General features: G+C 60.2%; 27 protein-coding genes and 4 pseudogenes. 14 read left to right on the forward strand and 17 right to left on the reverse strand.

The genetic code is table 11. From position 1 onward, the window contains the following. Positions 1-46 precede the first annotated feature (46 nt). The 5 genes from rfbA to HYH07_RS36790 are packed head-to-tail and all read right to left on the reverse strand — an operon-like array spanning position 47 to position 2825. Positions 47-928, reverse strand: a complete 882-nt coding sequence (rfbA, locus tag HYH07_RS05935; protein WP_220001605.1) for a glucose-1-phosphate thymidylyltransferase RfbA — start codon at positions 926-928, stop codon at positions 47-49. After that, positions 837-1829 (reverse strand): dTDP-4-dehydrorhamnose reductase, encoded by a 993-nt coding sequence (rfbD, locus tag HYH07_RS05940; RefSeq protein WP_220001606.1) that lies wholly within the window; start codon positions 1827-1829, stop codon positions 837-839. The genes rfbA and rfbD overlap by 92 nt, the downstream gene beginning before the upstream one ends. A gap of 9 nt (positions 1830-1838) precedes the next feature. Beyond that, complete coding sequence (locus HYH07_RS36785) at positions 1839-2300, reverse strand: GDP-mannose 4,6-dehydratase (RefSeq protein ID WP_220001607.1); 462 nt, start codon at positions 2298-2300, stop codon at positions 1839-1841. Positions 2301-2358: 58 nt separating this feature from the next. Then, a complete protein-coding gene (locus tag HYH07_RS05950) occupies positions 2359-2637 on the reverse strand; it encodes a hypothetical protein (protein WP_220001608.1) in 279 nt (92 codons plus the stop codon). Then, positions 2634-2825 carry a DUF3953 domain-containing protein gene (locus HYH07_RS36790; RefSeq protein WP_220001609.1) on the reverse strand — a complete coding sequence of 64 codons (192 nt, stop codon included), beginning with the start codon at positions 2823-2825 and terminating at the stop codon, positions 2634-2636. Before HYH07_RS36790 ends, HYH07_RS05950 begins: the two co-directional genes overlap by 4 nt. Positions 2826-2962: 137 nt before the next feature. Between HYH07_RS36790 and HYH07_RS05960 the strand changes: the two genes are divergently transcribed. The 3 genes from HYH07_RS05960 (at position 2963) to HYH07_RS05970 (ending at position 8941) form a co-directional block, all read left to right on the forward strand. Then, positions 2963-5296: a Wzz/FepE/Etk N-terminal domain-containing protein gene (locus tag HYH07_RS05960; protein ID WP_220001610.1), complete on the forward strand. Its 2334-nt coding sequence runs from the start codon at positions 2963-2965 to the stop codon at positions 5294-5296. A 79-nt stretch (positions 5297-5375) separates the two neighbouring features. Further along, entirely contained in the window at positions 5376-7361 is a 1986-nt protein-coding gene (locus HYH07_RS05965; protein WP_220001611.1) for a hypothetical protein, read from the forward strand. Between the two features lie 107 nt (positions 7362-7468). Next, positions 7469-8941 carry an exopolysaccharide biosynthesis polyprenyl glycosylphosphotransferase gene (locus HYH07_RS05970; protein ID WP_220001612.1) on the forward strand — a complete coding sequence of 491 codons (1473 nt, stop codon included), beginning with the start codon at positions 7469-7471 and terminating at the stop codon, positions 8939-8941. A gap of 55 nt (positions 8942-8996) precedes the next feature. Here the strand turns inward: HYH07_RS05970 and HYH07_RS05975 are convergent, their stop codons facing one another. Continuing rightward, positions 8997-9365 carry an H-NS family nucleoid-associated regulatory protein gene (locus HYH07_RS05975; RefSeq protein WP_220001613.1) on the reverse strand — a complete coding sequence of 123 codons (369 nt, stop codon included), beginning with the start codon at positions 9363-9365 and terminating at the stop codon, positions 8997-8999. A 716-nt stretch (positions 9366-10081) separates the two neighbouring features. Between HYH07_RS05975 and HYH07_RS05980 the strand changes: the two genes are divergently transcribed. Beyond that, the gene (locus HYH07_RS05980) at positions 10082-10459 is read left to right on the forward strand and encodes an H-NS family nucleoid-associated regulatory protein (RefSeq protein ID WP_220001614.1); all 378 of its coding nucleotides are present in this window, start codon (positions 10082-10084) and stop codon (positions 10457-10459) included. A 153-nt stretch (positions 10460-10612) separates the two neighbouring features. Here the strand turns inward: HYH07_RS05980 and HYH07_RS05985 are convergent, their stop codons facing one another. Beyond that, a complete protein-coding gene (locus HYH07_RS05985; RefSeq protein WP_220001615.1) occupies positions 10613-10852 on the reverse strand; it encodes a hypothetical protein in 240 nt (79 codons plus the stop codon). Positions 10853-11370: 518 nt separating this feature from the next. Here HYH07_RS05985 and HYH07_RS05990 point away from each other — a divergent pair. Both HYH07_RS05990 and HYH07_RS36555 read left to right on the forward strand, forming a co-directional pair. After that, positions 11371-11625 (forward strand): hypothetical protein, encoded by a 255-nt coding sequence (locus HYH07_RS05990; protein ID WP_220001616.1) that lies wholly within the window; start codon positions 11371-11373, stop codon positions 11623-11625. Between the two features lie 267 nt (positions 11626-11892). Beyond that, positions 11893-12024, forward strand: a complete 132-nt coding sequence (locus HYH07_RS36555) for a hypothetical protein (RefSeq protein WP_283842800.1) — start codon at positions 11893-11895, stop codon at positions 12022-12024. A 9-nt stretch (positions 12025-12033) separates the two neighbouring features. Here HYH07_RS36555 and HYH07_RS36250 read toward each other — a convergent pair whose 3' ends face one another. Both HYH07_RS36250 and HYH07_RS05995 read right to left on the reverse strand, forming a co-directional pair. Continuing rightward, positions 12034-12219, reverse strand: a complete 186-nt coding sequence (locus tag HYH07_RS36250; protein ID WP_228749296.1) for a hypothetical protein — start codon at positions 12217-12219, stop codon at positions 12034-12036. A gap of 26 nt (positions 12220-12245) precedes the next feature. After that, positions 12246-12566 (reverse strand): annotated as a pseudogene (locus HYH07_RS05995) (NUDIX hydrolase); the annotation flags it as partial. 60 nt (positions 12567-12626) lie between these two features. On the opposite strand from HYH07_RS05995, the gene HYH07_RS06000 reads away from it, so the two are divergent. From HYH07_RS06000 to HYH07_RS06010, 3 genes are all read left to right on the forward strand, one after another. Beyond that, positions 12627-12797 carry a hypothetical protein gene (locus tag HYH07_RS06000; RefSeq protein ID WP_220001618.1) on the forward strand — a complete coding sequence of 57 codons (171 nt, stop codon included), beginning with the start codon at positions 12627-12629 and terminating at the stop codon, positions 12795-12797. A gap of 259 nt (positions 12798-13056) precedes the next feature. Next, positions 13057-14640, forward strand: a complete 1584-nt coding sequence (locus tag HYH07_RS06005; protein WP_220001619.1) for an EAL domain-containing protein — start codon at positions 13057-13059, stop codon at positions 14638-14640. Positions 14641-14802: 162 nt separating this feature from the next. After that, entirely contained in the window at positions 14803-15168 is a 366-nt protein-coding gene (locus HYH07_RS06010; protein ID WP_057748044.1) for a VanZ family protein, read from the forward strand. 54 nt (positions 15169-15222) lie between these two features. Here the strand turns inward: HYH07_RS06010 and HYH07_RS06015 are convergent, their stop codons facing one another. Next, the gene (locus HYH07_RS06015) at positions 15223-15669 is read right to left on the reverse strand and encodes a CHRD domain-containing protein (RefSeq protein ID WP_220001620.1); all 447 of its coding nucleotides are present in this window, start codon (positions 15667-15669) and stop codon (positions 15223-15225) included. Positions 15670-15828: 159 nt separating this feature from the next. Continuing rightward, positions 15829-16110 (reverse strand): hypothetical protein, encoded by a 282-nt coding sequence (locus HYH07_RS06020; protein ID WP_220001621.1) that lies wholly within the window; start codon positions 16108-16110, stop codon positions 15829-15831. Between the two features lie 375 nt (positions 16111-16485). Here HYH07_RS06020 and galE point away from each other — a divergent pair, with 375 nt between their 5' ends. Beyond that, positions 16486-17472, forward strand: coding sequence for a UDP-glucose 4-epimerase GalE (gene galE / locus HYH07_RS06025; RefSeq protein ID WP_220001622.1), 987 nt, complete (start codon positions 16486-16488; stop codon positions 17470-17472). Positions 17473-17526: 54 nt separating this feature from the next. Here the strand turns inward: galE and HYH07_RS06030 are convergent, their stop codons facing one another. The 3 genes and pseudogenes from HYH07_RS06030 to HYH07_RS06040 all read right to left on the reverse strand — a co-directional run. Next, a complete protein-coding gene (locus HYH07_RS06030) occupies positions 17527-17979 on the reverse strand; it encodes a hypothetical protein (protein WP_220001623.1) in 453 nt (150 codons plus the stop codon). Positions 17980-18150: 171 nt separating this feature from the next. Then, positions 18151-18213, reverse strand: a pseudogene (locus HYH07_RS06035) (chemotaxis protein CheB); the annotation flags it as partial. Positions 18214-18239: 26 nt separating this feature from the next. After that, a pseudogene (locus tag HYH07_RS06040) lies at positions 18240-18350 on the reverse strand (methyl-accepting chemotaxis protein); the annotation flags it as partial. A 7-nt stretch (positions 18351-18357) separates the two neighbouring features. On the opposite strand from HYH07_RS06040, the pseudogene HYH07_RS06045 reads away from it, so the two are divergent. From HYH07_RS06045 to HYH07_RS06055, 3 genes and pseudogenes are all read left to right on the forward strand, one after another. After that, positions 18358-18702, forward strand: a pseudogene (locus tag HYH07_RS06045) (hypothetical protein); the annotation flags it as partial. Between the two features lie 230 nt (positions 18703-18932). Continuing rightward, the gene (locus HYH07_RS06050) at positions 18933-19601 is read left to right on the forward strand and encodes a hypothetical protein (RefSeq protein WP_220001624.1); all 669 of its coding nucleotides are present in this window, start codon (positions 18933-18935) and stop codon (positions 19599-19601) included. A 19-nt stretch (positions 19602-19620) separates the two neighbouring features. Next, positions 19621-21771: a CHASE2 domain-containing protein gene (locus tag HYH07_RS06055; protein WP_220001762.1), complete on the forward strand. Its 2151-nt coding sequence runs from the start codon at positions 19621-19623 to the stop codon at positions 21769-21771. A gap of 6 nt (positions 21772-21777) precedes the next feature. Here the strand turns inward: HYH07_RS06055 and pobA are convergent, their stop codons facing one another. Next, positions 21778-22950, reverse strand: a complete 1173-nt coding sequence (gene pobA / locus HYH07_RS06060) for a 4-hydroxybenzoate 3-monooxygenase (RefSeq protein WP_220001625.1) — start codon at positions 22948-22950, stop codon at positions 21778-21780. 50 nt (positions 22951-23000) lie between these two features. On the opposite strand from pobA, the gene HYH07_RS06065 reads away from it, so the two are divergent. Beyond that, on the forward strand, positions 23001-23906 hold the full coding sequence (locus HYH07_RS06065) for a helix-turn-helix domain-containing protein (protein ID WP_220001626.1): 906 nt from the start codon (positions 23001-23003) through the stop codon (positions 23904-23906). A gap of 4 nt (positions 23907-23910) precedes the next feature. Here the strand turns inward: HYH07_RS06065 and pcaG are convergent, their stop codons facing one another. Both pcaG and pcaH read right to left on the reverse strand, forming a co-directional pair. Then, positions 23911-24537: a protocatechuate 3,4-dioxygenase subunit alpha gene (pcaG, locus tag HYH07_RS06070; protein ID WP_220001627.1), complete on the reverse strand. Its 627-nt coding sequence runs from the start codon at positions 24535-24537 to the stop codon at positions 23911-23913. Positions 24538-24541: 4 nt separating this feature from the next. Beyond that, positions 24542-25330 carry a protocatechuate 3,4-dioxygenase subunit beta gene (gene pcaH, locus HYH07_RS06075; protein WP_220001628.1) on the reverse strand — a complete coding sequence of 263 codons (789 nt, stop codon included), beginning with the start codon at positions 25328-25330 and terminating at the stop codon, positions 24542-24544. Positions 25331-25393: the final 63 nt, after the last annotated feature.

The raw sequence follows: 25393 nt of genomic DNA on the forward strand, positions 1-25393 counted from the left end.
AGCCGTTCTGAGTTCTTTCCACCGGACCAACATTCCTTGTGTTGAGTTAGGACATGCCGTGGACGCTCACCAGTTCGGTGAGGTACTTGCCGTAGCCACTCTTTTCCAGCGGTGCAGCCAGGGTGATGAGCTCGTTCCGGTCGATGAAACCTTGTCTGAACGCCACTTCTTCCGGGCAGCCCACTTTCATTCCCTGTCGATGCTCCAGCGTCTGCACAAAGCCGGCGGCTTCAGTGAGCGACTCGACAGTCCCAGTGTCTAGCCAGGCAAAGCCTCGCCCCATGCGCTCCACGTGAAGTGCGCCGGCCGCAAGATAGCGCATCTGCAGATCGGTTATTTCGAGCTCTCCACGCGCTGAGGGCTCAATCCGTCGGGCGTACTGCGCGACCCGGCTGTCGAAGAAATAAAGTCCCGTAATCGCCCAATTCGAAACAGGCCGTTTGGGCTTCTCCTCAATCCGCACCGGGCGATCCGCTTCATCAAATGTCACGACCCCGTACCGCTCTGGATCTCGGACATGGTACGCGAAGACGGTTGCTCCTTGCTCCCGTTCCGCGGCCCTGGCGAGCAGCTGGGTGAGACTATTTCCGAAAAAAATGTTGTCGCCGAGAATCATCGCTACACGATCGCTTCCGATGAAGTCGGCGCCCACGATAAAGGCGTCGGCAAGGCCGGCCGGCCGGGGCTGCTCCGCGTAGCTGAGCTGAATGCCCCATTGTCGACCGCTGCCCAGCAGTCGCTCGAATTGGGGGCGATCGGAAGGTGTGGTGATCAGCAAGATATCCCGAATGCCCGCCAACATCAAAGTTGATAGCGGGTAGTAGATCATCGGCTTATCATAAACCGGGAGCAACTGTTTGCTGACCACCCGTGTGATCGGATACAGCCGCGTTCCGCTGCCTCCAGCTAGAACAATTCCTTTCAGCATCCGCTTCTCCCGCTGTGCTAAGTAGTTCAGTGAGGCAGACATCAAGCGAATGCTGCCAAGCTCCCAACCTGACCCCGAACAGGCGTTCAGCCTTGGACGAATCTAGGCGCGAATTCCGTGGCCTGCGCGCCGAGGTCGGGTACTCGTCCGTCGTGACCGCTTCGAGCTTGGGAACCGGGATTCCGCGACGGGAGAGGCCATCAAAGATCGCCTCTGCAAACCCATACCAAGACGCTTCACCTTGTCCGACGAGATGAAATATTCCCGCGCTCGTCCTTCGATCGATCGACGATAGCCGCGCAATCAGCTGGAGAAGGCCCGTCGCCAAGTCGAACGCAGAGGTTGGGTTGCCAACTTGGTCTCGGACAACCCGAACGACAGGTCGCGTTTCAGCTAGGCGCAGCATGGTGCGAACGAAATTGGCACCGTACGGGCTGTACAGCCACGAGCACCTGACGATGGTTGCTAGTGGATGCGCTGCCAGCACCGCCGCTTCGCTCGCCAACTTCGAGGCGCCATACACATTCAATGGGGCTGGAATATCGGATTCATCGTAAGCGTCGGGCTTGGTGCCGCTGAATACATAATCGGTCGAAAGATGTACGAACGGAATGTTCATCTGCCAAGCGACGTCAGCCAACGCAGCTGCACCGTCGCGATTGACGCTGAACGCTTTGGCAACTTCGCTTTCTGCTTGGTCAACCGCAGTATATGCAGCCGCATTGATGATGACGGATGGCCAGATCGACGCGACGAGCTTGTCGATGTCCTGGCGGGCTTCTAGATCGAGGTCCGGCCGCCCGAGTGCCACTATCGGCCGCCCCTGCTGGCAAGCAACCTCACGAAGACACCTGGCCAACTGTCCTTTGCGGCCCGTGACTAGAATGGGTCTCTGCGCCATTTTGCGTCCTCAATCTTGGCCAGCCGGGAGACCTGGACGTTCTCCGCCATAGATCGCCCAGCGGGCGCGCCTCATCAGTCGACACGTGCGTAGTCGGAACCGGATTTGCCGCGCAATTGAACGTCGGTCGCAATATCTCCTGGCCGCCCCCAATAATGCGGACGTGGCAACGATAACCGTTTTGATGAACGGGGCTGAACCGGTGATGGACCGGTCGACGTGACTCTCAGCACCCAGCTGAATGATGGCGTCGGGCGCATAATTCGCGATAACAAGATTAACGGCATCGCAGTCACGAATATCGTGCTGCTCAAATGCGTAGAATTCAGCCTCTTGGAATTGAAGCCATCGAAGCCACATTGTCAGCATAAGTCGATTTGTCGGCGTTGATGATTGCGGCAACCTTCTGCAGTACCAACTGACACACTGCTGAGGCGATAAAGCCTGGCCCTCCGTTACCAAGACAGGCATCGCAGGCTCTCCAATCACTCGACGAGTTGAAGGAAAAACGCGACTCTCGGCTTGGCCATCATCGGTCTTCGTGTTTCCAGCCGTTGCAGTGCGCAACCTCGTGTTCACGCACGCGCGCCTGGTCTTCCATTGAGCTCACCCGGCCGATCTTGGGAACAATAATCAAACATCCTCCAGAGCCCCACAGAGAGCAGCCGAAGATCTGCTTTCCTTCGGCGGCTGCCGCACCAAGGGTCCGACAGAGCGAATCGATTTGCGGAAGAGACAACTCCAGCTCCACCATCCCGGGGGGAGCGGGTGCAATCCAGGCAGCCGGCGGAGATTGAATATCGATCATTTCACACCTTCCCGAGATGCGCGCTCCGGTCGGAGCCGTAAAATAATGAGGCTCACGACACCATTAACCCACGCGAGCCCCGACCTCATTGAATTTCGCCGCTCTTTAAATCCAATCAGGAAACAAAATAGTCCAGAAAACACCGATACTTGACGCAATCTCAACGAAGCTCGGCGTGACTTCGTCATTGGATGGCGATCTTAATAACAGATTAATATTTAATTTTGCAACTGGATTTTTATAATATATATTTTAAATACCAAATGGGCAGCAACCTCCTCCTGCGCTGTCGCAATGACGGCGCCATCCGCTTCAAAGGTACCCGATGCTCCAGAGCAATCTTCTACACACCGAGAGAACGCGCGTCGCGCTGAGCGGTCAGAGTTCGTTCGATCAGCCGGACAGCGGCGGATTTGGAGACCTTGTAAAGCTTGCAGTTAGCTTTTTGAGGAGGCAGTACATCGTGATCGCTGTTACTGCCGTCCTTGCATGCGCCGCCAGCGTGCTTTACTTGCGATTGGCCCCTCCTACCTACACGGCGCAGGCCCAGGTTCTGCTTGGAATTCCCAGGGCACAGTTCGTGCAGCAACAGTCTCTGCTTGCCGAACCGGCCTTCGACGTCACTCAAATTGAGACGCAGCTTCAGATCCTGAAATCAAAGGCGATCGCGACCAAGGTCTTCAATCAATTGAAGCTTGCCGACGACCCGGACTTCAGCGGATCAAGTTCATCACTGCTTGCGTCGTGGCAGTGGGCTCGAGCTCAGATTTCGTCTTCGAACAATCCTCCTCCATCGGATACAGAGGACGATCCGTCCGAAGCGGCTCTCGGGGTTTTTCTAAATCGACTCTCGGCAACTCGCGTCGGCGTGAGCAACGTAATCGAAATCAGCTTCAGTTCGAGTAGCGCTCCACGGGCGGCTGAGATCGTGAACGCGATTGCCAACGCCTATGTCACGGATCAGCTGGACGCGAGGTTCGATGCCAATCGGAGGGCAACGAGTTGGTTACAGGAGAGAATGCACGATCTTGGCGAGCAGGCTCTCACTGCCCAGCGCGCAGTCGATACCTACAAGGCCCAGAACAACATCATCGCCTCCGACGGCAAATCGATCGACGACCAACTGATCACCCAGCTCAACACTCGATTGGCCGCCGCGCGGGCTCAAACCTCTGAAGCCAGCGCGAAGTTGACCCGCTACGAATCTCTTCTCAGCTCAGATCCAGCAAGGCCAGCAGCGCTCGGCAATCTCGATGGTATCGGAACCGACGCAACAAACAGTACAATTCTAACGAATCTCCGCCAGCAATATCTTGAACTCGGGCGCCGCGAGGCCGAGTTAGCTGGTCGGGTCGGTCGCGACCACCTAGCTGTCGTGAACATCCGCAACCGAATGCGGGAGTATCGAACCTCCATGTTCGATGAGGTCCGGCGCCTCGCCGAAATCAGCCGAAGTGAGGCCGAGCTCGCCAAGCAAAGACAACTGGAGATTGAGAAGCAACTTGCCGAAGCCGTGTCAAAATCTCAATCGGTGAATTCCGCTGAACTCACGATTAGAGATTTGGAAAGCCGTGCAAAGGGCTTGCGCAGCTTGTACGAGAGCTTTCTGCAGCGCTACATGGGTTCAACGCAGCAGGAGACATTTCCAATTTCGGAGACGCGGGTGATCTTTGGCGCCTCCCCGCCTCAAAGCAGGAGCAAACCAAAAACCAACCTCGTGCTGGGCCTCGGGATGTTCGTAGGGATCGCTCTCGGAGTCCTCCTGGGGCTCCTGCGAGATGTCATGGACGGGGTCTTTCGTACGTCATCCCAGATCGAAGCCAGCCTCGAGCTACCCTGCTTGTGCCTCGTACCGGCATTACAAGCTCCAAAGCCCTCGAAATCGCCTGCCAAGTCTTCGCAAGCGGAGGAAGACCTGCGCTCAAGGACGATCTCCAACGTGCCGGCGATTCATCGCGCGGTAGTCGAAATGCCGCTCTCCCGCTTCACCGAAGCTATTCGATCCATCAAGCTTGCGGTGGACCACAGCCCGGCGAAGACTTCGAACCAGGTGATCGGGATAACCTCGGCCCTTCCCAATGAAGGCAAGACAACCATCGCAGCATCTCTGGCCCAGCTGATTGGGCACAGCGGAAAACGGGCCATCATTGTCGATTGCGACCTGAGGAACCCGTCCTTGACCGCAAGTATCTGTCCAAAGGCTTCCGCAGGCCTCATCGAGGTTTCCAATGGCAGTCGCTCGCTTGAGGAAGTCATCTGGCGAGATCCGAAGACCAATCTCGTCTTCCTTCCGGCCGTGCGCCGCGGAGCACTATTCCATACAAGCGAAATTCTTTCCACGGAAGCCATCTGCAAGCTATTTGAGCGTCTGCGACAGGCGTATGATTATGTGATCGTGGATCTTCCACCACTCACTCCTCTGGTCGACGTGCGTGTAACATCTCCGCTGGTTGACTGTTACATTCTCGTGGTCGAATGGGGGCGCACGAAGACCGATGTCGTTCAGCACGCCCTGCACACTGCACCGACCATTTCGGATTCGGTGATCGGAGCGGTTCTCAACAAAACCAACATCAAGGCAATGGCTCGCTACGACGCGTCTCGCAGCGACTACTACAACGACAGTCATTACATTCGATATGGCTTTTCCGACTCCTGAAACCGCAAACAAGGCCAGAGCGAAGTCCGGTTATCGTTGATTAAGCCGACCTCCGCCAGCAATACGGGGATGGTCTCTCATGATTTCCCGATTCACATTCTTTGCGCTACTCGTGGCGTTATCCTCGGCCATCGTCGCGTCCGAGGGCTTGAAAAGCCCGATTGTCGCATCGGTCATCATGGCCCCCTCGCTTCTGGCAGCGAGCATTTTGGTCCCGTCATCTCTACTCGCTCGCTTTGCGAAGGTGCTGAATCCCCTCTCGATTGCGATCCTTGCGGCGCCGATCCTTTGGATGATTTTGCAGCTAGTTCCTATTCCGGTGCAGGGCTGGGGTAACTCAATCTGGATAACTGCATCGGCTGCATTGAACGAACCGCTGGCCGAAAGAATCACGGTAGACATCCGGGCCACGGTGCTCTCGCTTGTTCAGTACAGTGCCGTTTTAGCCACCGGTCTTGTCGCGGTGATAGTGGCGCTCGACAGACAGCGGGCTGCCGATTTCCTCTACGTCCTATTGTGCATCGCGACCGGCGGGGCGGCGATATCACTGCTGTCGTGGGCCATGGAGTTCCGAAACGAGTTCGCGCCCGCAACAGAGGGCGGTCATGTCGCCGCCGTGTTAGGTACTTTGCTGTCGTGCGCGGTTATCCTGCGCGAATTGGACGACGCGCGTCACCGGCGCGAGCCCCGACCAGCCTTTATGCCCGCCAATTGGGCGTTGCCCGTCGCCCTTGCGTCCTTGTTGGTCTGCCTGCTGACTCTTGTTCTCCGCGAGACCCCCACCATCTTCATTGCCACTTTGCTTGGAGCGGAGCTACTGCTTGCGATTCCAATCATTCGCAAATGGTTCTTGGGAATCTGGGGCAGTACCGGCGTCTTCGCAGCAGCTACGCTGATCTTCGTCGCGTTTTTTACAGCCATCCCGGCCAAGAAGGATACGGATCTGACGATCGCGATAGCGACCCAAAGCCAGAGCGCAACCGAGCGGATGCTCCAGGATATTCGACTGACGGGGTTCGGGGCGGGCTCGTTCGGTTCATTGCTACCAATCTATCGGGACATTGGCGTAAGTTCCATTCGCGAGCGCCCGACCGACGCGGCCTCAATCGCAATAGATATGGGACGGATATTCTTCTGCGGCCTGCTTCTGGTCGTGGCGGTGACTGCCTGGACGCTGGTGAAGCGATCTCTGTCGCGCGGGCGCGACTACTTGTATCCTACGCTAGGCGCAGCAGCAGCGGTATCGGTAGCGGTAATAAGTTTCTCTACTGGAGGGCTGACGGATTTAGGCCCATCACTGCTGCTGGCCGGCCTCTTTGGGTTGGCATTCGGGCGGAGCTTGGCAGGCGCGGGGCATGAAACCAATTGTTCGCCGCCGCAAGAGCCGATCGATCGTAAGCACCTCCGATCAATTCTTCCGGCGCAGATGGGGCATCGCGTCCTGCTGGTTTTGCTGGCCGTAGCGCTCCTGTCGCAAACGATTTGGCTTCTTGCGGACCCGCGATATTCCGACGAGGCGATCCCTGTTTCGGCCGGCCACATCCTGAGAACAGTTATGCCTACGGCGAGTTTGAGCGCGTCAGCGCAGGAGGAACAATCCGGCCGCTGGCTTGTCCGCCGCAATTTCAGCGCAGGCGATCTGGTGTCAACGAAATCTCGCGTGACGGCGAGTCCCTCAGCGCTCCACCTGCTCATATCGCAGCTGCACTCTTCGCCGCTGCGTGGCGAGCTCTGGCTCCTCCTTGCGGCTGCCTCGGCCGAGACCGAGAAGCCCAGGTATGACATGGCCGGGCTCCTTAAGATGTCGTATTACACGGCCCCTAACGAGGTCGAGTTGTTTCCACTGCGGCTTTCTTTAGCACTGTCTCGCGATGGACTCGTTAGAAACGCAGAATTGCGTGACCTCATCAAGAGGGACATTGAAATTGTCCTAACGCGGCAGCGGACTCTCGAACCAGCGCTCATGGCGGCCTATCGATCCGCCTCAGCGGGCGGCAAAGTTTTCGCCGAGAATCTCATGTCCGGACTGAATGCCAGCTACGCACAGCAGAAGAAAACGGACTAGCGCCAGGCGGCGCCGGCGATGATTCCCAATTTTTGGCTTGAACAAATTAAATCAATTGGTTAATATAAATTTAAATTTTCGACATTTAAAATTTTGTGTTCCTGGTGATGAACTTCGTCAACCGGCATATTGCGGAACAAGATTGCGAGGCGGCCCGGAAGCGCTTGCCCTCCTCGCTATCTTCCGGGCGAAAGTGGCCGATCCGGTACGACTCCATCGAACTTGCGGTCGTCGCTGCCGACCTCATGGCTATTTTGGTCGCGAGCCTTTTGTCCTCGCTGATCAGCGGCATCCGCACTGGCTGGACCGTGAGTGAAGTGGAGCAGAGCGTTGCACACGCGCTGCTTGCGGCGAGCTTTTTCGGTTCCATATCAAAATTGAAGGGCCTTTATGCGCCCCCCGAATTGCTCGTGCTGGGCACGCAGATTCGGGGTGTTTGTCTAGCCTGGACATGGTTGGTTCTGTTGGCATTCGCGGTGGATGCCTTGAGCATCTCTCCGCAATTCTGCCGGGGCGCTGGTCCATTCTTCGCTGTCTTCGGGCTCGCTTGCCTGATTGCCGAGCGATGCCTGTTCAGGGCCCTTCTACTTAAAGGTCTGAGTGGCCGAAAGTTTGCCGGGACAACCATCGTTCTCATTACGGATCAACCGCTGTCCGAATATGCTGGGCTGTCACAGAGTCTTGCAATACTCGGCTTTAGCGTAGCTGGCCGATTCACCCTACCTCCGATCGGCTCCAGTGCCGCTTCTCGAAAGCGACTGAGTGCGCGAGTGATTGAGCACATTCGCGGTTCGACGATCGATGAAATCGTCCTGGAGGCAAATCCGGACCGGTGGCCTGAGTGGCGCACGCTTTTGGCCGACCTGAAAGTTCTGCCAATTCCGATTTTCTTTGTGCCGGTCGGCGCGACTTCAGATTTGCTCCGTCATCCTACGCGGCGCATCGGTGGTGCCGTCTGCATAGAACTCCAGCATGGCCCCTTGTCGTTTGTGGCAAACGCAACAAAGCGCGCTATCGACCTATTCGGCGCCGGACTTTCCTTGATTATTCTGGCTCCTTTCCTGGCCTTGGTTGCGCTTGCAATTAAGGTTGATTCTTCCGGGCCCGTTCTATTCAGGCAACGGCGCTGCGGTTTTAACGGCCACCACTTCTTAATCCGCAAGTTCCGTACCATGCATGTGATGGAGGACGGGCCTACTGTAGTTCAAGCGATCCCCGCAGATCACCGCGTCACACGCGTTGGAAAATGGCTGCGCCGCACCAGCCTGGACGAGTTGCCGCAGTTGCTTAACGTGCTCGATGGAAGCATGTCGCTCGTTGGCCCGCGCCCTCACGCCTTGGCGCACGACGGGCAGTTCAATAAACTCTTGCGGAATTATGCTTTCCGGCGCCGCGTCAAGCCCGGCTTGACCGGCTGGGCCCAAATTCATGGGTGTCGGGGTCCCACGCCCAATTCAGCTGCAATCGAACGACGCGTTGAATATGACCTGTGGTACATAGACAATTGGAGTTTGCAACTCGACCTGGCAATATTGTTGCGGACGCCCCTTGAAGTGTTCAGAGGACGCAATGCCCTCTAGCCAACATTATCCACGCACCACGTCAGTACCGCAGAGACCGCGCGCCGACCGGTACCTAAGCTCGCTGGCGGGCTTTCCCGCCTGCGTCGCTGATCTGGAACTCTTCGATCTTGCGTCCGGATTTCATTGCAGCCACCAACCAGCGCGGCCGCTTGCCACGACCGGACCAAGTTTCCGACGTCTGAGGATTCCGATATTTTGGAAGTACCCGAGGATACCTGCGTCGCGGCTTGTCGTCCGGAACTCTTTCAAAAGAATTCGGGTCCCGCGGCCCTCGGGCCTCTCCATTAAGCACGGCCAAACGCTTTTCCAGCTCCTGCTTTTCGGCCTTGATCCGGGCTGACAAAATGCCACTGATCTCTTCGTGGAGCACCCAAAGATCGTCAAGGGACATGATCTCTAATTCAAGCTTCTTCGGGGACATGTCACCACCCTGTAGTTGTGCCTCGTTTATATCCCCAGAGAGGACATTAATCAAGCGACAGACAAGCATTATCCAAAGCGAACTATGGAACCAAAAGAAATGCCCAAGTGAAATACCGGCGGCCCGTCGATTAATCAAGGGCAAAAAAATGCCGAGGCCCGCATATTAACAGCGCAAGGCACATATGTCACGTGCGCCCCTTGGCCTGAAAAGTCACCGTCCGAATGGAATGCCTAGATCCGCGGGCCGGGGAGTTGCGGAGGCCAGCCTGCCAAAGGCCTTCGGTGCACTCGACTGCGGCGCCGGGCCATTGTCCGTGGCGCTTGTTGGGGCGCGCAGCCTCTACAGGACCGCAGCCGTGATCGAATGATCGCCATATCCCTGAGGGCCCGGAGCCGCAATTGGATTTGCACCTCCAGTAACTCGATGTCCCTGCAACGCGCCGGAGGCATGATCAACTCCGCCATGCAGGCCTTCAATTGCGAAAGGGGCAGATCGACCACTCTTATTTTTGCGCTGTGCAACACGGCAAACCTCGCACTGCCATTATCTAAAAAATAATTATCGCATATTCTCTTAAATCAATTATATTTAAATCTATTCAGGACGTCAATTTGAAATGGGATTTCCTTGCTTGCCTACTTTCCATCGGAGCACGCTTCATGTCGACATCGGCACGATGAAGTTGGAGGCAGCAGAACATCGATAAGGGCAGGATGCGTAAGGAAGATCTTGAGGCAATGGACTTCGAGGAACTCTGGCTCCTTCACGAGGAGCTAACGAAGGTGCTTGCCGAAAAGATTACAGCGGAGAAACAAGAACTCGAAAAGCGCCTTTCGCAGCTCTATCGTCTAGACCAAGCAACTCCGGACGAACGAACTCTCGACCCGAGTACACCAGTTCGACGCAAATATCCAAAGGTCATACCTAAATATTACAACCCGCTTAGACCTTCCGAGACTTGGTCCGGGCGCGGAAAACAACCGCGATGGTTGGTTGCGGCGCTGCAATCGGGACATGCGCTCGAGGAATTCAAAATTCCGGAAAAAACAGAGGTTACTGATACGAGCACGAACGAGCAGGAGCATTCGTGAAGCGCGCGCTTAGTTGCCCCGGGCGTCACTCGCATTGGTGTTTAACGGCGCAGCCGCGCGCCGCGCTCAATCCAAAGTCGAGTTTGCCGAGTTTGCGTCGAGCGATAAAGATCCTTGGGCCACTCCTACAGCACGGCACTCCCGCCGCCGCTGCTAGGCTGCCATTTGACTGACTCGGAGCGTCGTGAGCTGGTGGAGATCCACCAGCCGAGTGGACTCAAATGCCTCTCGTGATAAAATTCGGTGGGCATCCAGCAGATATCGATAGGCTTCGCGGCCGGCACTCCGTTCGGTCAAGACGCGCTCCATCTCGCCGATGCTCCTCAGCTTCCGCTGCATTTCAGCCATATCATTGTGAATCGAAGAAGGCGCCAGCTCCCAATTTTCGGACATTTCTTCCTCCGCCGGATCGAATTAACATTAAATCCTACCTCAATTAACTCACGGAACTCCACGAATAAATTTCGGTCACAAATTGTTTCTATTTTATTCACCGTCGGCAGCGTTGAAGATTCTCGAATTTCCTTAATCCGGCGAAGAAAATCTTCTCCGTTGGTTCCGCGGCCCTCAGGTTCGCCCACGATGCGCCTGAGGCGCGAACAGGATGCGATCGGACACCGCCTGCACCTCCGGCAAATAAGACGGGATCACCACACAGGTCTGCCCCTCGGTAGTGAGCCCACGCAGCTCGGCTGCGGATCTACGGGATGGGACCAAAGTCAACGCTCGCGTGTAGATGGAAAATCACGATCGAGAGATTCTGCACCAGCGTGCAGGCTTCATCGGCCCGGCCGTGATCCGACATCTTGGCGAACACCGGCGCCCGCATAGGACCTCCGGTCTTCCCATCATGGTGACGAACTGCTCGAACGATGACGGGCCCTGTCACTTTCAGGAAAGCTCATTTTCACATGATCGTTCGCGGATTGGCGGGCGAATCGCTGCTGGTCTACGGCGATGGCGGCAATATCTGCGACTGCCTTGATGTCGCCGAGCACGCCGGACGCGCTGACCTTGATACTTTGAGCACAGCAGGGTCTGCGATACCGACAACATCGGCGCGCGCTGCGAGCGGGGTTGTGGAGCGCACCTGCGGTCTGCTCAATGAATTGCCGCCTGAGGCACTCCGCACGGCGATCCCATCAGCCTTCGTCTCCGACGGCTGACGCAACCTCCGTGATTATACGGGGCGAGATGCGTCAACTTCCTCCTGGTAAGGTTGAGCAGTTAGCTTAATCCGCGGTGTTTGTTGCGAAGTTTTGTCAATATCCTATCCACTTCTCGCACCGGGCTCCCCCAAGCCCGGCCCCACCCAAGCAAAGCCGTCGAGCGAACATGGGTCCGCTTGGCGGCTTTGTCGTTGTGTCTATGCGAAGAGGAACGTTTCGGTTATGGCGCGGAAGCCCTGGTCGTTCAAAGAGGATCGCCGGCTCATGGAGCTGGCCAAGTCTTCCACGTCGGTGGAAGAAGCAGCGAAGCAACTCGGGCGATCGCCTGACGCGATCAAGCGCATGGCGATGCGGCTTGGTCTGACGTTGAAGTCGAAGGCTGGCAAGAAGAGCTAGCCTTACGAACTAAGGAGCCAGCAGCCCTCTTGCGAATGCCTGCGCCAGCACGCCCAGGTGCGTCAGCTCGCCGAACTCGCCCGCGAGGACCAGCCGGCGAAGCTCGCCTGGTGAAACAAGGCCGACCCGAACGCCCTGCTCCTCGACAAAATCGACGACGCGGTCACGCTGATCCGGCTCGAGCATGTTGCGCATTGACCGATACGCTCGATGCTAACAGTGTGATAGCCGGTCTCTTCCAGAAGCTCGCGCCTGGCAGTCTCCAGCGGATCTTCATCCGGGTCGACAATTCCAGCCGGCAACTCCAGTGAGAAGCGCTGGATCGCGGGGCGATATTGACGCACCAGGGGGACACGCGAGTCGGGCGTGACGGCCAGGACGGCCACGTAATCAGGCTGAGCAATTGCGTAATAGGTTTCCTCCGGACCGTCGCGCGAGAAACTCACTCGACCTTCAGAATCTTTGGCAGATCGGGGACCATCCCGGCATGTCTCCTTTGACGTGTCAGACAGGGTTATAGAGGTGCGCGGCATCCGGCGCATTCAGCGGGGAACATAGGCAGAGACTCGGCGTTTGCCCTACGCTTTTAGCGAGGTCAGACCGTGCTGCATCTTGCCATTTCCGTCATGCTGGTCTGGTTGGCTATCAACATCGCCTACGTCGCGCTGAGAATGAGAGCGACGCGATCCCCGCACGGCGGAAAGAACCGGAACAGTTCGATCGCCGCTTATCGCCCCGAGATCGTTTCCCTGCACCGCCACATGCGGCGATAAAGCTTTGAAGCTGCGAAGGATTACGGCCTCTAGGTTCATGGATTTACCAGCGATCTCAGGGGCCTAGGGCCCGATCCTTGGTTCCCTGTGCCAGAGCCGCGGCATCTGCGGCCCCCAATAACTAGTAACGCCCCCACACAGCCTACCAAATCGGCAAAACCCGTTCCCATCCCTCCGCTCCGCTGGCTTCATTAAACCCTATCTTAGCGCGTCCGGGCTAGGATCTGCTGGAAGCCTCCTCAACTTCCGCCCGGGCAGGATGAGACTACAGCGACCGACCTTCGCATTTGCAGCGCTCGTGCTTGCGAGCACGGTCGTGTTCGGCCTGGCTGGACACCTTGCGGCGAAGAGCTTCATCCGGCACCAGCAGGCCCGCCAGCTCGACGAGTTGACCGAGGTCGTCCTGCGTCGCTCCGAATTTGCGGTCGAGTTCGCGGCCGCAAGTCTGACCGAACTCGGCAAGCGTGACGCTGTGAACTGCGAGCCTGCGACGCTCCAGGCCATCCGCCTGCATGTCTACCAGCGCTCGGCAATCAAGGACGTCCGCGTTGTCAATCCGGACGGCTCGGTGATCTGCTCGGCCTATTCCGAAACGCTGGAATTCGACAAGGGATGGGTCGATCGCCGGGACATGCTCGCCTCGCGCGACGGGAAACTCTCACTGTTCCGCGTTCAGCAGTTCGGTGGCGACGCGCTTGGCGTTCTCAGGGATATCAACAGCAGCGCTGCACTGGTTGCCATTCTCGGCATCAATGCGAGCCTGTTTGATATCATGCCGTCCGAGCTGCGCGGGCACAGCGAGGTGACCCTCTCCTTGAGCAATGGAGAGAAGCTTGGTGAGTTCCAGCTCGATGCCGACCAGCCTCGGGGAAATTCGAAGCGCTTCGACAGGTCTTCGGACCGTTATCCCCTTCACACGACCATCGAGGTCGACGGCGCCGTCCTCTCGGCCTGGAATAGCGAAGCCTATTGGCCGGCACTAGCCGTCGCCGCCGGGCTTGGCGCGCTGTTCGGGATCCTGCTGGGACGAAGCCGCCGCACGGAGGGACCGGTCGCAGATCTCGATCGCGGCCTGACCGCAGGCGAATTCAAGCCGTACTATCAGCCCGTCTTCGATCTCAGGACGAGAGAGATCAAGGGCTGCGAGATCCTGGCGCGCTGGGTACGCGAAGACGGCTCGGTCATCCCGCCGATGAATTTCATTCCGCTTGCCGAGTCCAGCGGCCGCATCCAGGCCATGACCTGGCAGATCCTGAAATCAGCATTGTCCGACCTCCGGCCGCTGTTGAAAGCAGACAAGGATTTCAAGCTCTCCTTCAACGTCGTCCCCAAGCATCTCCTGAGCGCCGGCTTCGTCGAAACGCTTCGGCGTACCGTCTTGGCGGCAAAAGTTGCGACCCGGCAAATCGTGATCGAGGTGACCGAACGCGACGAGCTCGACGATCTCGCGCGCGCGGCCGCCGTCGTGGCCGAGCTGCGCGAATATGGCTTCCACGTGGCCATCGACGACGTCGGGGTCGGCCACAGCGGACTGTCGCGACTGAAGGGTCTGGGCGCCAACACGATCAAGATCGACAAATTCTTCGTCGACACGATCACCGTGGATGCATCGACCACGACGATCGTCGAGATGCTGGTCGCACTCGCCAAGGACTTCCGAATGACGGTTGTTGCGGAAGGAATCGAGACGGAAGAACAGCTCCGCGCCCTGGTCGCCTCCGGTGTCGAGACCGGGCAGGGATATCTTGTCGCCGCGCCGCTGCCCTTTGCGAAGTTCAGCGAATTGATGGCGCCGCGTCATGCCGCGGCAGCGCAGGCAAACGACGCTGCGCTGGTGGCTTGACCGAGGCGGCTGGCTCGAATTCGGACAGGCGCCCAACCACCCTGCATGGATGCGTTCCGGTGCGAACCACCAGTCATGAACGCTGCATTAGCAATCTTCGAGCTTTAACGATACTTTCCGCTTTTGAGAGCAGTACGCCGATTGGCCGACTATGATGCCGCCATGCGCCGAAATCACCTCATCGCAGCCTCGGCAATCTGCCTTGCCCTCATCGCCTACGCCACTTTGGCGCGGCTGGCGGGGCGGCCCGCGCTCATGGGCCACCACGAGGCCTATTGGGTCGTCGTCATCGAGCGCTTCAGTGCTTATGGCCTCCTGGGATTTCTTCTCTCCTTCTTGCTCCCGGGCCGCTTCGTTCTGGCGTGCTCTCTCGTCGTGGCGGTCGCAATGGGGCTGGAAGTGCTTCAGGCCCTGACACCCGATCGCGATCCCGGTCTGCTGGACGTGCTGCAAAAGGCCGCAGGAGGCACCGTAGGGGTCATCCTTGCCCAGACCATCCTGGCTTTCCTTCCCCGTCCGCCGTCCTGACCTCGGGAAAACCTGGCGCGGCCGAAGCCGGCAACGCGCCAAGGTATCGGTTCTCTATTTCACCATCTGGCCGCGCAACTCACCACCAGGGTTCGCGGCCGTATGGATGTTCGCGTACCACTTTCCGGCCAGCAGATCCGTCGCCTGGGTTTCAGTGAGTGTCGCCGTGCCCTGAATGGGGCTTTGCGCCGTTTTGAACGGCAGTGCGATGCCGGCGTTCTTGCCGGCTTCACTGGGCCCGTGGAAATGGGCGCCCATCGCGGGGCCCGACAGACCGGTAAAGGTGATCGTATAGGTCAGCGTCTTGGTCTCGGTGTCGTAGGTGGCCTCTGCCTTACCAGAGCCGGCCGAATTGTTCGGAGGCACCTCGTTGCTGCCTTTCAGATCGGCCTGCAGCTTCACGACCTCTGCTCTTGCGGGAGCAGCTGTCGTGATGAGCAGCCCTCCCAGGGTCGCCACTCCCAAAACTCTCACGCAGACCCAATGATTGGCTTTCCTCATGGCATCCTCCTGCAGGCTCTTCGGCCCAACTCGGTTGAAACACCGACCGCAGCCGGAAATTCCGGATGCGGATTTATGCCTGATTCGAGACGACAACCATCGCGGGAATCACGGCGTACGGCCAAGCCGGCTGATCCCATCCTCAGGAGTGCCCGGCGATTAAGCCACCCCGCGCCTATGGACCTCGTTCGGGGCCAGCAGTTCCGCCATCCGCCGGTGTGTGGCCTGGAGCGCTTCGATGGCGCTGTCGAGGTCAAAATCCGACTCGCGGACAGAGGCAAAAAACTTGGCCGTCAACGCCAGATCCAGTTTCACGCGGGTTGCCCCGTCGCGGCTTTTGCGACGGTCCAGCGACAGGTGGATGGCCCGCAATCTCGCCTCGCTGCTGCTGCATTCACAAAGCGTGGCGAGTTCGTCATATGTCATCCAGATCTGAGCCATGTCCGTCCGTCCCTTGTTATGGACCTCAGCCTAATTTTTCGGCTCTAAAAGTATTGTTGCTGCGCGCTCAATCCGTCGACATTTTCGTCGCACGATGGTCAATTGAAGCTGAATCAGGAGCGGTTTGCATGCGAAGCCAAGGGTGCGATGGCGGAACCTCGAACGATCTGGGATATCAGCCTCCGGGCCTGCGCCGAAGCGAGACTAGCCAGGTTCTTTCGTGGCCTTGACGGACCAAGGCTTGCAGCTATCCAGGATGATCAAACACGATATAACGAAATCGGTCGACGATTGCGCCACTTGCGCTTTGCGTGGACTTGCTGCTGGCGGCCTCAGCCTGGATGGGTCGTTGCATTTGCGTTAGGGTAAAAGGACATGACAGACCGACCCACTATCCTCGTCACGGGAGGCGCTGGTTATATTGGCGCGCATGCTTGCCGCGCCCTCGCCGCTTCAGGCTATCGGCCCGTCGTCTATGACAATCTCACGACGGGACATCGCGGCTTCGTCGCCGGGGAACTGGTGACGGGCGATCTGCTCGACGGCGCGATGCTGGCGCGCGCTTTTGCCGACCACAAGGTGACGGCGGTGATGCATTTTGCGGCGGCAAGCCTCGTCGGCGAGTCCATGACCGACCCGCAGAAATACTACGTCAACAACGTCCAGGGTACGCTGTCGCTGCTGCAGGCGATGCGCAATGCGGGCTGCCATCGCATCGTCTTCTCCTCGACCGGCGCGGTTTATGGCAATGCCGATTCCAAGGCGCTGTCCGAGGATTTCCCCTGTGTACCGATCAATCCTTACGGCGCCTCGAAATGGATGATCGAGCGCATGCTGGCGGACTATCGCACAGCTTACGGATTCGGCGCGTTCTGCCTGCGCTATTTCAATGCCAGCGGCGCCGATCCGGCCGGCGGCATCGGCGAGTTGCGCGACAACGAGACCCATCTCATTCCGCGCGCCATGATGGCCTTGCAGGGCCATGTCGAGTTTGCCGTATTCGGCGACGATTACGACACGCCCGACGGCACTGCGATCCGCGACTACATCCACGTCACCGACCTCGCTGCAGCCCACGTCGCAGCGCTGAAGCTGCTTGAGACAGGACATGCCGGCGGCAGCTTCAATCTCGGCACCGGTTCAGGCTTCTCGGTGCGCGAGATCCTGAACGCCATCAAGCAAGAGACCGGACGCGAGGTCCCTCACACCGTCAAGCCGCGCCGCCCTGGCGATCCGACCTATCTCGTCGCGGATCCTTCTGCTGCGCGAAAAGTGCTGGACTTCGTGCCGCGCCATTCCGACCTGCCGACCGTGATCCGCACCGCCTGGGCCTGGCACCAGAAGGCGCATCCGCCCAAATAAGCACGAGGGATTCTTGATAAAGCTTGCGCTCGAGAGGCTGCAGCCGCCCGAGCGCTAATCGCGCGGCGATCCGAATGGCCCGGGCGCAAGCGGACGGCGCGGCCGGGACCAGCCGTCGAGCCCCTTGGGCACTTTGTCGGAATTGAGCTTCACGACCGCGCATTTGGCGTCGGCCGCCACGACGTCTTCCTGGCTGTAGATCAAGGTGCACTCGAAGCTGACGTCAGGCGCCTCCTTTGCCGTGCCCCAGCACTTTGCAACCGCGCCGCTGCAATCACCAGAGAGATTGGCCTCGACTTCGTCTGGGCCAAACACGCTCGGATTGCCCTCGGTATGACGCTTCACGGTCAGGACAGCCGTGAAGCGTTGCTGATCGACCTGATAGGAACCACCATAGGTGAAGAAGCTGTCCCTGCCGGAGATTCGTCCCTCGGTCAAATCGACAAGGCCAGTGCCCTGGCCACGCGGAGTTCTGAACCAGGCAGCGTATTTGCCGTCTCTCAGCATGAAGACATCCGTCGTGAATTCAGACGTACTTGCAATGATCCGTGGGGCGCGACAATGACCGATATGGCGCGTGTTCCGCCACGGTTAACGCGCTGCAAAGCCGGTTCCTAAAATTGCGGCGCAGGGCTGCGCCGCGACGGCGGCAAGCTCAAAACAATTCTATGCCGTGCACATCTCCAGCATGCCGCGCGCGCCGTCATCGCCCATGCCGGTCATGATGATGCCGAGCGCGTTGGCGCTGGGCCGCCGAGCGAAACAATCGCTTCCTGCGCGACCTTGACGGTGTCGGCGGAGAGCGTGCCGATCTCGGCGGCGGCCGCCTGGCTGCGCTGGGCGAGCTTGCGCACTTCGGACGCGACCACGGCAAAGCCCTAGTACGCCAGCGCCTCCGAGCAAGTGTCCTCCACCTCGGAAGAGCTCGCCTCGCAGGCCGAACAGCTGCAGTCGACGATCTCGTTCTTCCGGATCGAGGAGATCCGACATGGTGAGCGCACCTCCTCCGCGCCGATCGATCGCGCCGTCACTCAGCTTCGCAGCAAGGCGGGGCAGATGCAGGCGGCGGAACGCAGCGCGAAAAAGCCTGTGCCCGCTCGCAAACCGGCGCGCGCGTTGAAGATCGCGGGTGGTGGTGGCTGGGATGAAGTGCTCGGGATCGCCACCGGGCAGACGACGCTGCCGCTGCAGAAATCCGAGGCCGCCCTTTCACCTATATACCAGGGGTGACCGGGAGCCGCCAGGCCCAGGACCGCGCCGCCGCAACGGCGGTCTGACATCGTCCCCACGGCTGGAATTTGCGGCGCCGCCCATTTCTGTCATCACAGGCTTGAACCTGTTCCTGCTAGGCTGCATCAACACCAGGAGTGATTCTGATCACACTTGGCTCGGCCATCCCCTGTTAGGCTCGCGTAGGGACCTGGGTCAGTCACACACCGTTCGAACTGGAAGAGACAGTCATGAGAACCCTGATCGGCGCCATTGTCGGCGCGGTTTGCCTCGCCGCCCCCGCCGTCGCGGAGACACCGGCCGCGATCGTCGAGGACGTGCAGGGCAAGGTCGACGGTATCGAATTCATGGACTACGTGGCGCCGGGCAAGATCATCAAGCTCGGCCCCAAGGCCGGCGTCACGCTCAGCTATCTGAAATCCTGCCTGCGCGAGACCATCACCGAAGGCGTGGTGCTGGTCGGCGCCGAGCAGAGCACCGTGCAACTCGGCAACGTCCAGCGCGTCAAGGTATCGTGCGATGCCAACGCCGCGCAGCTCTCCGAGCGCGAGGCGAACCAGAGCGCGGCGACCACGTTTCGCACCATGCGATCCGATGCTGGCAGCGCGCCGGCGAAGCTGCCGACGATCTACGGCACCGCGCCGCTGGTCCAGGCCAAGAGCGGCAGCACGCTGGTGATCGAACGCACCGACGGCAAGGAGCCCGCGATCAGCCTGCCGCTGAAGAGCGACATCATGGTCGCCGGCAAATTCTTCGACCTCTCGAAGGCCGGAAAGTCGCTGACGCCGGGCGGCAGCTATCTCGCAAAACTCGGCAACAAGCGCTACACCTTCCAGGTCGATGCCAGCGCCACCGCGTCGCCGACGCCGATCGTCGGGCGTCTGCTGCGGTTCGAATAGACGGTCCGCGACTATAACGATGCGGCGGATCGGCAGGCGGGACATCGTTGCAGCGGTCGCCATTGCGCTCGTGACCGGCGCTGCTTTCACGTCCCCGCCGCTCCACAGACTGCAAGGTCTCTCGCTCGATATTCTCACGGCCTTGCGCTGGACGCTGATCGGCGACCGGCGCGATCCCGCGACATCGCCGGTCGTCGTCGTCGCGATCGACGGGGAGACCTACGAGACGCCGCCTTTCAAGGGATCGCCGACGCAGACCTGGACGCGCGAGGTCGGCCGCGTGCTCGGCAGCATTACCGAGGGGGGCGCCAAGGTCATCGGATTCGACGTCATCTTCAAGAATTCGATCGAGCAGTCGGACATTCCTTTCGGCGACGCGCCGGTCGGCGCACGGATGAAGGGATTTGACCGCGATTATCTGATCGCGCTGCGCAAGCTGTCCGACAGCGGCAAGCTGGTGCTCGGTGAGATTCTCAGCAATGACCATCCGGACAGTCCTTTCGCCGCGCAGCGACTTGCCGTGAAGAACAATGTCCGCGCCCTCAACGTCTACACCGATGACGACGACGTGATCCGGCGGATGCCGCTCAGCTTTTCCATCGGCGGCCAGCCGATCCCGGCCATGGCTGTCGAGCTCGCTTCGCGCGCACTCGCCCTACCGCCGGAGACCCGGCCGTCCGGCCTCATGTCGTTGTCCGGCTATGCTATTCCGAGCGCCGAGCCCAATACACTGACGCTCAACTTCCGCGGCATGGGCCGCGACGTCCCGGCCTATTCCTTCGCGGACCTGCGCGCTTGCATCGAGAAAGGTGACACGGACTTCTTCCGTCGCGCCTTTGACGGCAAGGTCGTCCTGCTCGGCACCATCCTCAATTTCGAGGACCGCAAGCTCACCTCGATGCACCTCTCCGGCGGCTATGACGGCAGCCCGGCGGCGCGATGCGCCCTGCCCACGCCTGCCAGTACGGCACAAAAGGCCCGTAATGACATCGCCGGCGTCCTCGTGCATGCCACGGCGGTCCGCAACCTGATCGAGCGTGACGCTGTCACCGAGCTCGGCGTCCCGCAGCGCACGATCCTGGCGATTGGGTTCGCGATGGTCATTGCCTTCGCGGCCTGCATGCTCGCCCCGACCGGTGCGATACTCAGCTGGCTGGCGCTCACTGCGGCCTACACCACCGTCGCTGTCAGCGCATTCGTCCATGCGCTCGCACTTCCCCTGACCGAGCCTGTGCTGGCAGGCCTCACCGCCATCGCGATGATGATCGGCTACCGCTTCGTGATCGCCGACCGCGAGGAGCGCTTTCTGCGCAAGAGCTTTGCGTTCTATCTCGCGCCCGAAGTGATCGACGGCATGGTTGCCTCCGGCAAGATGCCCGCGCTCGGCGGCGAGATGCGTGACATCACCATGTTCTTCTCGGACCTCGCCGGCTTCTCCTCGATCGCCGAGAAGATGACGCCGGCCGAGCTGGTCGCATTGATGAACGACTATCTGTCGGCCATGACCGACATCATCGAAAGCCATGGCGGTTATGTCGACAAATATATCGGCGATTCCGTCGTCGCCATGTTCGGCGCGCCGGCCGACGATCCCGACCACGCGCGGCACGCGGTCGCCGCCGCGCTGCAATGCCGCGAGAGGCTGAAGGAGCTCAACAGCAGCCACCCCGCCTTTCAGGGCCGTGGCCTTGCCCACCGCATCGGGCTGAACAGCGGCAAAGCCGTCGTCGGCAACATCGGCTCCCGCCGGCGCTTCAACTACACCGTCATGAGCGACACCGTGAACCTCGCATCTCGCCTTGAGGGCGCCAACAAATATTATGGCACCGTGATCATGGCTTCCGAGGCGACGGTGAACCAGAGCCGCAGCGCTTATACCTGGCGCGAGCTGGACATGGTCAAGGTGCAGGGACGCGACGAGCCGATCAGGGTGTACGAGCCGCTCGCCGAGAAGAACCAGGAGACGCAGGAGCAGGGCATGCGCGCGGCAACTTACGCCAGGGGACTTGCATGCTGGCGTGCGCGCGAGTTCGCGAAAGCGACCGAACTGTTCGAAAGCGTCGCTGGCGATGATCCGCCGTCCCGATATTTTGCCAAGCGCGCGCGGTCTATGGCAGCCAATCCACCGCCGGCCGACTGGACGCCGGTGAACACGCTGGAAGCGAAGTAGCGGCTGTTAGAACGGCAGCCCCACATAATTCTCCGCCAGGAGACGCTGCGACGTCTCGGACGAGAAGAGGTATTCGAGCTCGGTCTGCTGGAGCCGGTCCTCATATTCGGAACGACCGGGGAAACGATGCAGCATCATCGTCATCCACCACGAGAAGCGCTGCGCCTTCCAGATCCGCGCCAGGGCCTTGGCCGAATAGCCCTTCAACCCGGAATCGTCGCCATCCTGATAGTGCGCGAGCATGGCGTGATAGAGATAGTAGATGTCGGAGGCGGCACTGTTCAGCCCGCGCGCGCCGGTCGGCGGCACGATGTGGGCAGCGTCGCCGGCGAGGAACAGGCGTCCGTAGCTCATTGGCTCCGCAACGAAGCTGCGGAGCGGTGCGATGCTCTTCTCGATCGAGGGACCGGTGATCAATCGCGCGGCGACGTGGTCGGGCAGGCGGCGCTTCAGCTCGGCCCAGAACGCATCGTCGCTCCAGTCCTCGACCTTGTCGGTCAGCGGCACCTGGACGTAGTAGCGGCTCAGCACCTGTGAGCGCAGCGAGCATAGCGCAAAGCCGCGTTCGTGCTTGACATAGATCAGCTCCGGCGACACCGGCTTGGTGCGCGACAGCACGCCCAGCCAGCCGAACGGATAGACCTTCTCATATTCGCGCAGCACGTCCTTCGGGATCGACTTGCGGCTGACGCCGTGAAAGCCGTCGGCGCCGACGATGTAGTCGCAGTCGACGCGAACCGTCGCGCCGTTCGAGCGATACGTCACGTAGGGCCGGTCCGAGGTCAGATCATGCGGCGTCACATCCTCGGCGTTGTGGATGACCTTGCCGCCGAGCCGGTCGCGCGCCTCGTAGAGGTCGCGCGTCAGCTCGGTCTGGCCGTAGACCAGCACCGAATTGCCGCCGGAATACTTGTGCAGATCGATATGGGAGAGCACGCCGTCATGGGCGATCTCGAATCCGTTGTGGATCTCGCCTTCGCGGTCCATCCGCTCGCCGCATTGCGCCTCGCGCATCAGCCTGGCGAAACCATGCTCGAGCACGCCGGCACGGATGCGCGCCAGCACGTGGTCGCGGCTGTATTTCTCCAGCACGATGGTGTCGATGCCCTTGAGGTGCAGAAGCTGGGACAACAGCAGCCCGGACGGCCCACCGCCGATGATGCAGACCTGAACTTTCATTTTTGCGTCCTCCCGACGGCGCTTTTTTGCAGATTCAATGCAGAAGACCGATGGAGGGTTTCGCCAATGTCTTGTACTATTCGAACATGAGGAACGCAGCCCCCGCCCCGGCGATCCGGGTCTACAATCTGTTCGGCGAAGCCGGCGATCTGCCTGACGTCGTCCACTGCGAGACGATTGCGTCGCGCTCGGTGCTGCATGACTGGAAGCTCGCCGTGCACCGGCATGCTCGTCTGCACCAGGTGCTGCTGATCGAGCGCGGCGGCGGCGAAGCGACGCTCGACGGACGCGTCGTGCCCTTGAAGCCGATGCAGATCGTCAACGTGCCGGTCGGCCATGTCCATGGCTTCCGCTTCGTGCCAGGAACCGAAGGCTGGGTGCTGACCATCGCCGCGGAAATGCTCGACGAGGCGCTGCTCGCTGCCGAAGGTCTGCGCAGCGTGCTGTCACGATCATCAGTGGTGCGCGGCACGCCGCAGATCCGCGCCATCATGAAGCAGATCTTTGCCGAGCATGCCGCGCGCGATTTCGGCCGCGCGCATGTGCTGCGGGCATTGTCGGCGGCCATGATCGGCCTCGTCGCACGTGCGCTCGCCGGCGCGAGCGGCGCTGGCGGCAATGCCGAGACAAATCTGTTCCGCCGCTTCGAGGCCTTGCTCGAACAGCATCACCTGGAACGCTGGACCGTGGCGGACTACGCGAAGTCGCTGGCGATCACGCCGACCCATCTCAACCGCGTCACGCGCGCGGCGACCGGCGACACCGCCTCGCACCTGATCCTGAACCGCCTGATCCGCGAGGCGCGGCGCAACCTCGTCTATACCAACCTGCCGGTCTCGACGATCGCCTACGCCCTCGGCTTCGAGGACCCCGCTTATTTCAGCCGGGTCTACGCCGCGGCCACCGGCCTGTCGCCGCGCGCCTTTCGCACGCAGCTCCATGGCGATGAGGGCTGAGGCCTCACACGTCGAAGAACACCGTCTCGTCCGGGCCCTGCAAATTGATCGTGAAGGAATAGACGACCTTTCCTGCGCGCTCGCCGCGCTTGGCGATCAGTGTCGCGCGGCGCACCGGCTGCTCGATCAGGTTGAGGACGGGATCTGCGGCGTTGGCGGCTTCCTCGTCGGAGAAATAGAGCCGCGTGTTGAGACCGATATTGATGCCGCGCGCGACGATCCAGACATTGATGTGCGGCGCGCATTTGCGCCCTGTCTTGTCGGTGATGGCGCCCGGCTTGATGGTCTCGAACGTCACGAGGCCGCTCTCGAAATCCGAGCCGGCGCGGCCCCAGCCACGGAAATCCTGGTCTAGCGCGCCGGCCGAGCGATCGGCCGGATGGTTGTAGCGGCCGGCCGCATTGGCCTGCCAGATTTCAAGCAGCACGTCGCGCAGCGGCGTGCCGCTACCGTCGAGCACCTTGCCTTCCAGCGTGATGCGTTCGCCTTTGGTGTTCGGCGTTACCAGCACGTTGGAAAAGTTCTTCTCGAAGATGTCGAAGCCGGCCATGGCCGGGATCAGGCCGATATGGACGTACGGCCCGGCGGTCTGCGAGGCGGTTTCCTTGAGATAGTTGAGCGGCTGCGGCATGTGCTCAGTTCCCTTCGGGACGATTTTCGAAATAGGTGGAGCGCTGGCCGCGCAGCACGATGTCGAAGCGGTAGGCGAGCGAGTCGAACGGCGTCGAGGCGTTGAGGTCGAGCGGCGCGACCAGGCGGTCGAGCGCGTCCTTGTCCGGGATCGTCGTCAGGATCGGGCAGACCGGGATCAGCGGATCGCCCTCAAAGTACATCTGCGTGATCAGCCGCTGCGCAAAGCCGGAGCCGAACACCGAGAAGTGGATATGGGCGGGGCGCCAGCTGTTGACGAAGTTGCGCCAGGGATAGGGGCCGGGCTTCACGGTGCGGAAATAATAGTAGCCGGTGTCGTCGGTCAGCGCGCGGCCGCAGCCGCCGAAGTTCGGATCGATCGGTGCGAGATACGTGTCCTTCTTGTGCCGGTAGCGGCCACCGGCATTGGCCTGCCAGAACTCCACCAGCGTGTTCGGCACGCCGCGGCCGGTCTCGTCGAGCACGCGGCCGTGGACGATGATGCGCTCGCCGACCGGGTCGCCCTCCTTGGCGTAATTGCGGATCAGATCGTTATCGAGCGGCCCGAGATCGTTGTGACCGAACACCGGCCCCGTGATCTCCGAGACCGAATTCTCGATCGACAGCAGTGACTGGCGCGGTGAGCGCAGCACCGAGGATTTGTAGCCGGGCGCATAGGCCGGCGGATGAATCGAGCGGTCGCGCTGGAAGAAGCCGCCATCGCCGAGTGGCGGCGTGAACGGCTCGGGGCGGTTGAGGCGGGGATCCTGCAGGGCTGTCGCCTGGGCATTCATCGGCGTTGTCTCTCCCTTGGGCGCCCCGGGTCCGGGTGCGCGGCTTGTTGCACGACAATGCCG

The sequence above is a fragment of the Bradyrhizobium sp. BR 10261 genome (assembly GCF_019455395.1).
GTDB classification, from domain to species: domain Bacteria; phylum Pseudomonadota; class Alphaproteobacteria; order Rhizobiales; family Xanthobacteraceae; genus Bradyrhizobium; species Bradyrhizobium manausense.

Excerpts from the sequence above, each read along its gene's own strand:
- pobA (WP_220001625.1), bottom strand. The coding sequence starts at position 22,950 with ATGAAAGTTCAGGTCTGCATCATCGGCGGTGGGCCGTCCGGGCTGCTG.
- galE (WP_220001622.1), top strand. The coding sequence starts at position 16,486 with ATGACAGACCGACCCACTATCCTCGTCACGGGAGGCGCTGGTTATATT.
- HYH07_RS06010 (WP_057748044.1), top strand. The coding sequence starts at position 14,803 with ATGCGCCGAAATCACCTCATCGCAGCCTCGGCAATCTGCCTTGCCCTC.
- rfbA (WP_220001605.1), bottom strand. The coding sequence starts at position 928 with ATGCTGAAAGGAATTGTTCTAGCTGGAGGCAGCGGAACGCGGCTGTAT.
- HYH07_RS05970 (WP_220001612.1), top strand. The coding sequence starts at position 7,469 with ATGAACTTCGTCAACCGGCATATTGCGGAACAAGATTGCGAGGCGGCC.
- HYH07_RS06005 (WP_220001619.1), top strand. The coding sequence starts at position 13,057 with ATGAGACTACAGCGACCGACCTTCGCATTTGCAGCGCTCGTGCTTGCG.
- HYH07_RS06020 (WP_220001621.1), bottom strand. The coding sequence starts at position 16,110 with ATGGCTCAGATCTGGATGACATATGACGAACTCGCCACGCTTTGTGAA.
- HYH07_RS05985 (WP_220001615.1), bottom strand. The coding sequence starts at position 10,852 with ATGTCCGAAAATTGGGAGCTGGCGCCTTCTTCGATTCACAATGATATG.
- HYH07_RS05965 (WP_220001611.1), top strand. The coding sequence starts at position 5,376 with ATGATTTCCCGATTCACATTCTTTGCGCTACTCGTGGCGTTATCCTCG.
- HYH07_RS05950 (WP_220001608.1), bottom strand. The coding sequence starts at position 2,637 with ATGATCGATATTCAATCTCCGCCGGCTGCCTGGATTGCACCCGCTCCC.
- HYH07_RS36555 (WP_283842800.1), top strand. The coding sequence starts at position 11,893 with ATGGAGCTGGCCAAGTCTTCCACGTCGGTGGAAGAAGCAGCGAAGCAA.
- HYH07_RS05960 (WP_220001610.1), top strand. The coding sequence starts at position 2,963 with ATGCTCCAGAGCAATCTTCTACACACCGAGAGAACGCGCGTCGCGCTG.
- HYH07_RS05975 (WP_220001613.1), bottom strand. The coding sequence starts at position 9,365 with ATGTCCCCGAAGAAGCTTGAATTAGAGATCATGTCCCTTGACGATCTT.
- HYH07_RS06030 (WP_220001623.1), bottom strand. The coding sequence starts at position 17,979 with ATGCTGAGAGACGGCAAATACGCTGCCTGGTTCAGAACTCCGCGTGGC.
- pcaG (WP_220001627.1), bottom strand. The coding sequence starts at position 24,537 with ATGCCGCAGCCGCTCAACTATCTCAAGGAAACCGCCTCGCAGACCGCC.
- HYH07_RS05980 (WP_220001614.1), top strand. The coding sequence starts at position 10,082 with ATGCGTAAGGAAGATCTTGAGGCAATGGACTTCGAGGAACTCTGGCTC.
- HYH07_RS06050 (WP_220001624.1), top strand. The coding sequence starts at position 18,933 with ATGAGAACCCTGATCGGCGCCATTGTCGGCGCGGTTTGCCTCGCCGCC.
- HYH07_RS36790 (WP_220001609.1), bottom strand. The coding sequence starts at position 2,825 with ATGACGAAGTCACGCCGAGCTTCGTTGAGATTGCGTCAAGTATCGGTG.
- HYH07_RS06055 (WP_220001762.1), top strand. The coding sequence starts at position 19,621 with ATGCGGCGGATCGGCAGGCGGGACATCGTTGCAGCGGTCGCCATTGCG.
- rfbD (WP_220001606.1), bottom strand. The coding sequence starts at position 1,829 with ATGGCGCAGAGACCCATTCTAGTCACGGGCCGCAAAGGACAGTTGGCC.
- HYH07_RS06015 (WP_220001620.1), bottom strand. The coding sequence starts at position 15,669 with ATGAGGAAAGCCAATCATTGGGTCTGCGTGAGAGTTTTGGGAGTGGCG.
- HYH07_RS05990 (WP_220001616.1), top strand. The coding sequence starts at position 11,371 with ATGATCGTTCGCGGATTGGCGGGCGAATCGCTGCTGGTCTACGGCGAT.
- HYH07_RS36250 (WP_228749296.1), bottom strand. The coding sequence starts at position 12,219 with ATGCGCAACATGCTCGAGCCGGATCAGCGTGACCGCGTCGTCGATTTT.
- pcaH (WP_220001628.1), bottom strand. The coding sequence starts at position 25,330 with ATGAATGCCCAGGCGACAGCCCTGCAGGATCCCCGCCTCAACCGCCCC.
- HYH07_RS36785 (WP_220001607.1), bottom strand. The coding sequence starts at position 2,300 with ATGCCTGTCTTGGTAACGGAGGGCCAGGCTTTATCGCCTCAGCAGTGT.
- HYH07_RS06065 (WP_220001626.1), top strand. The coding sequence starts at position 23,001 with ATGGAGGGTTTCGCCAATGTCTTGTACTATTCGAACATGAGGAACGCA.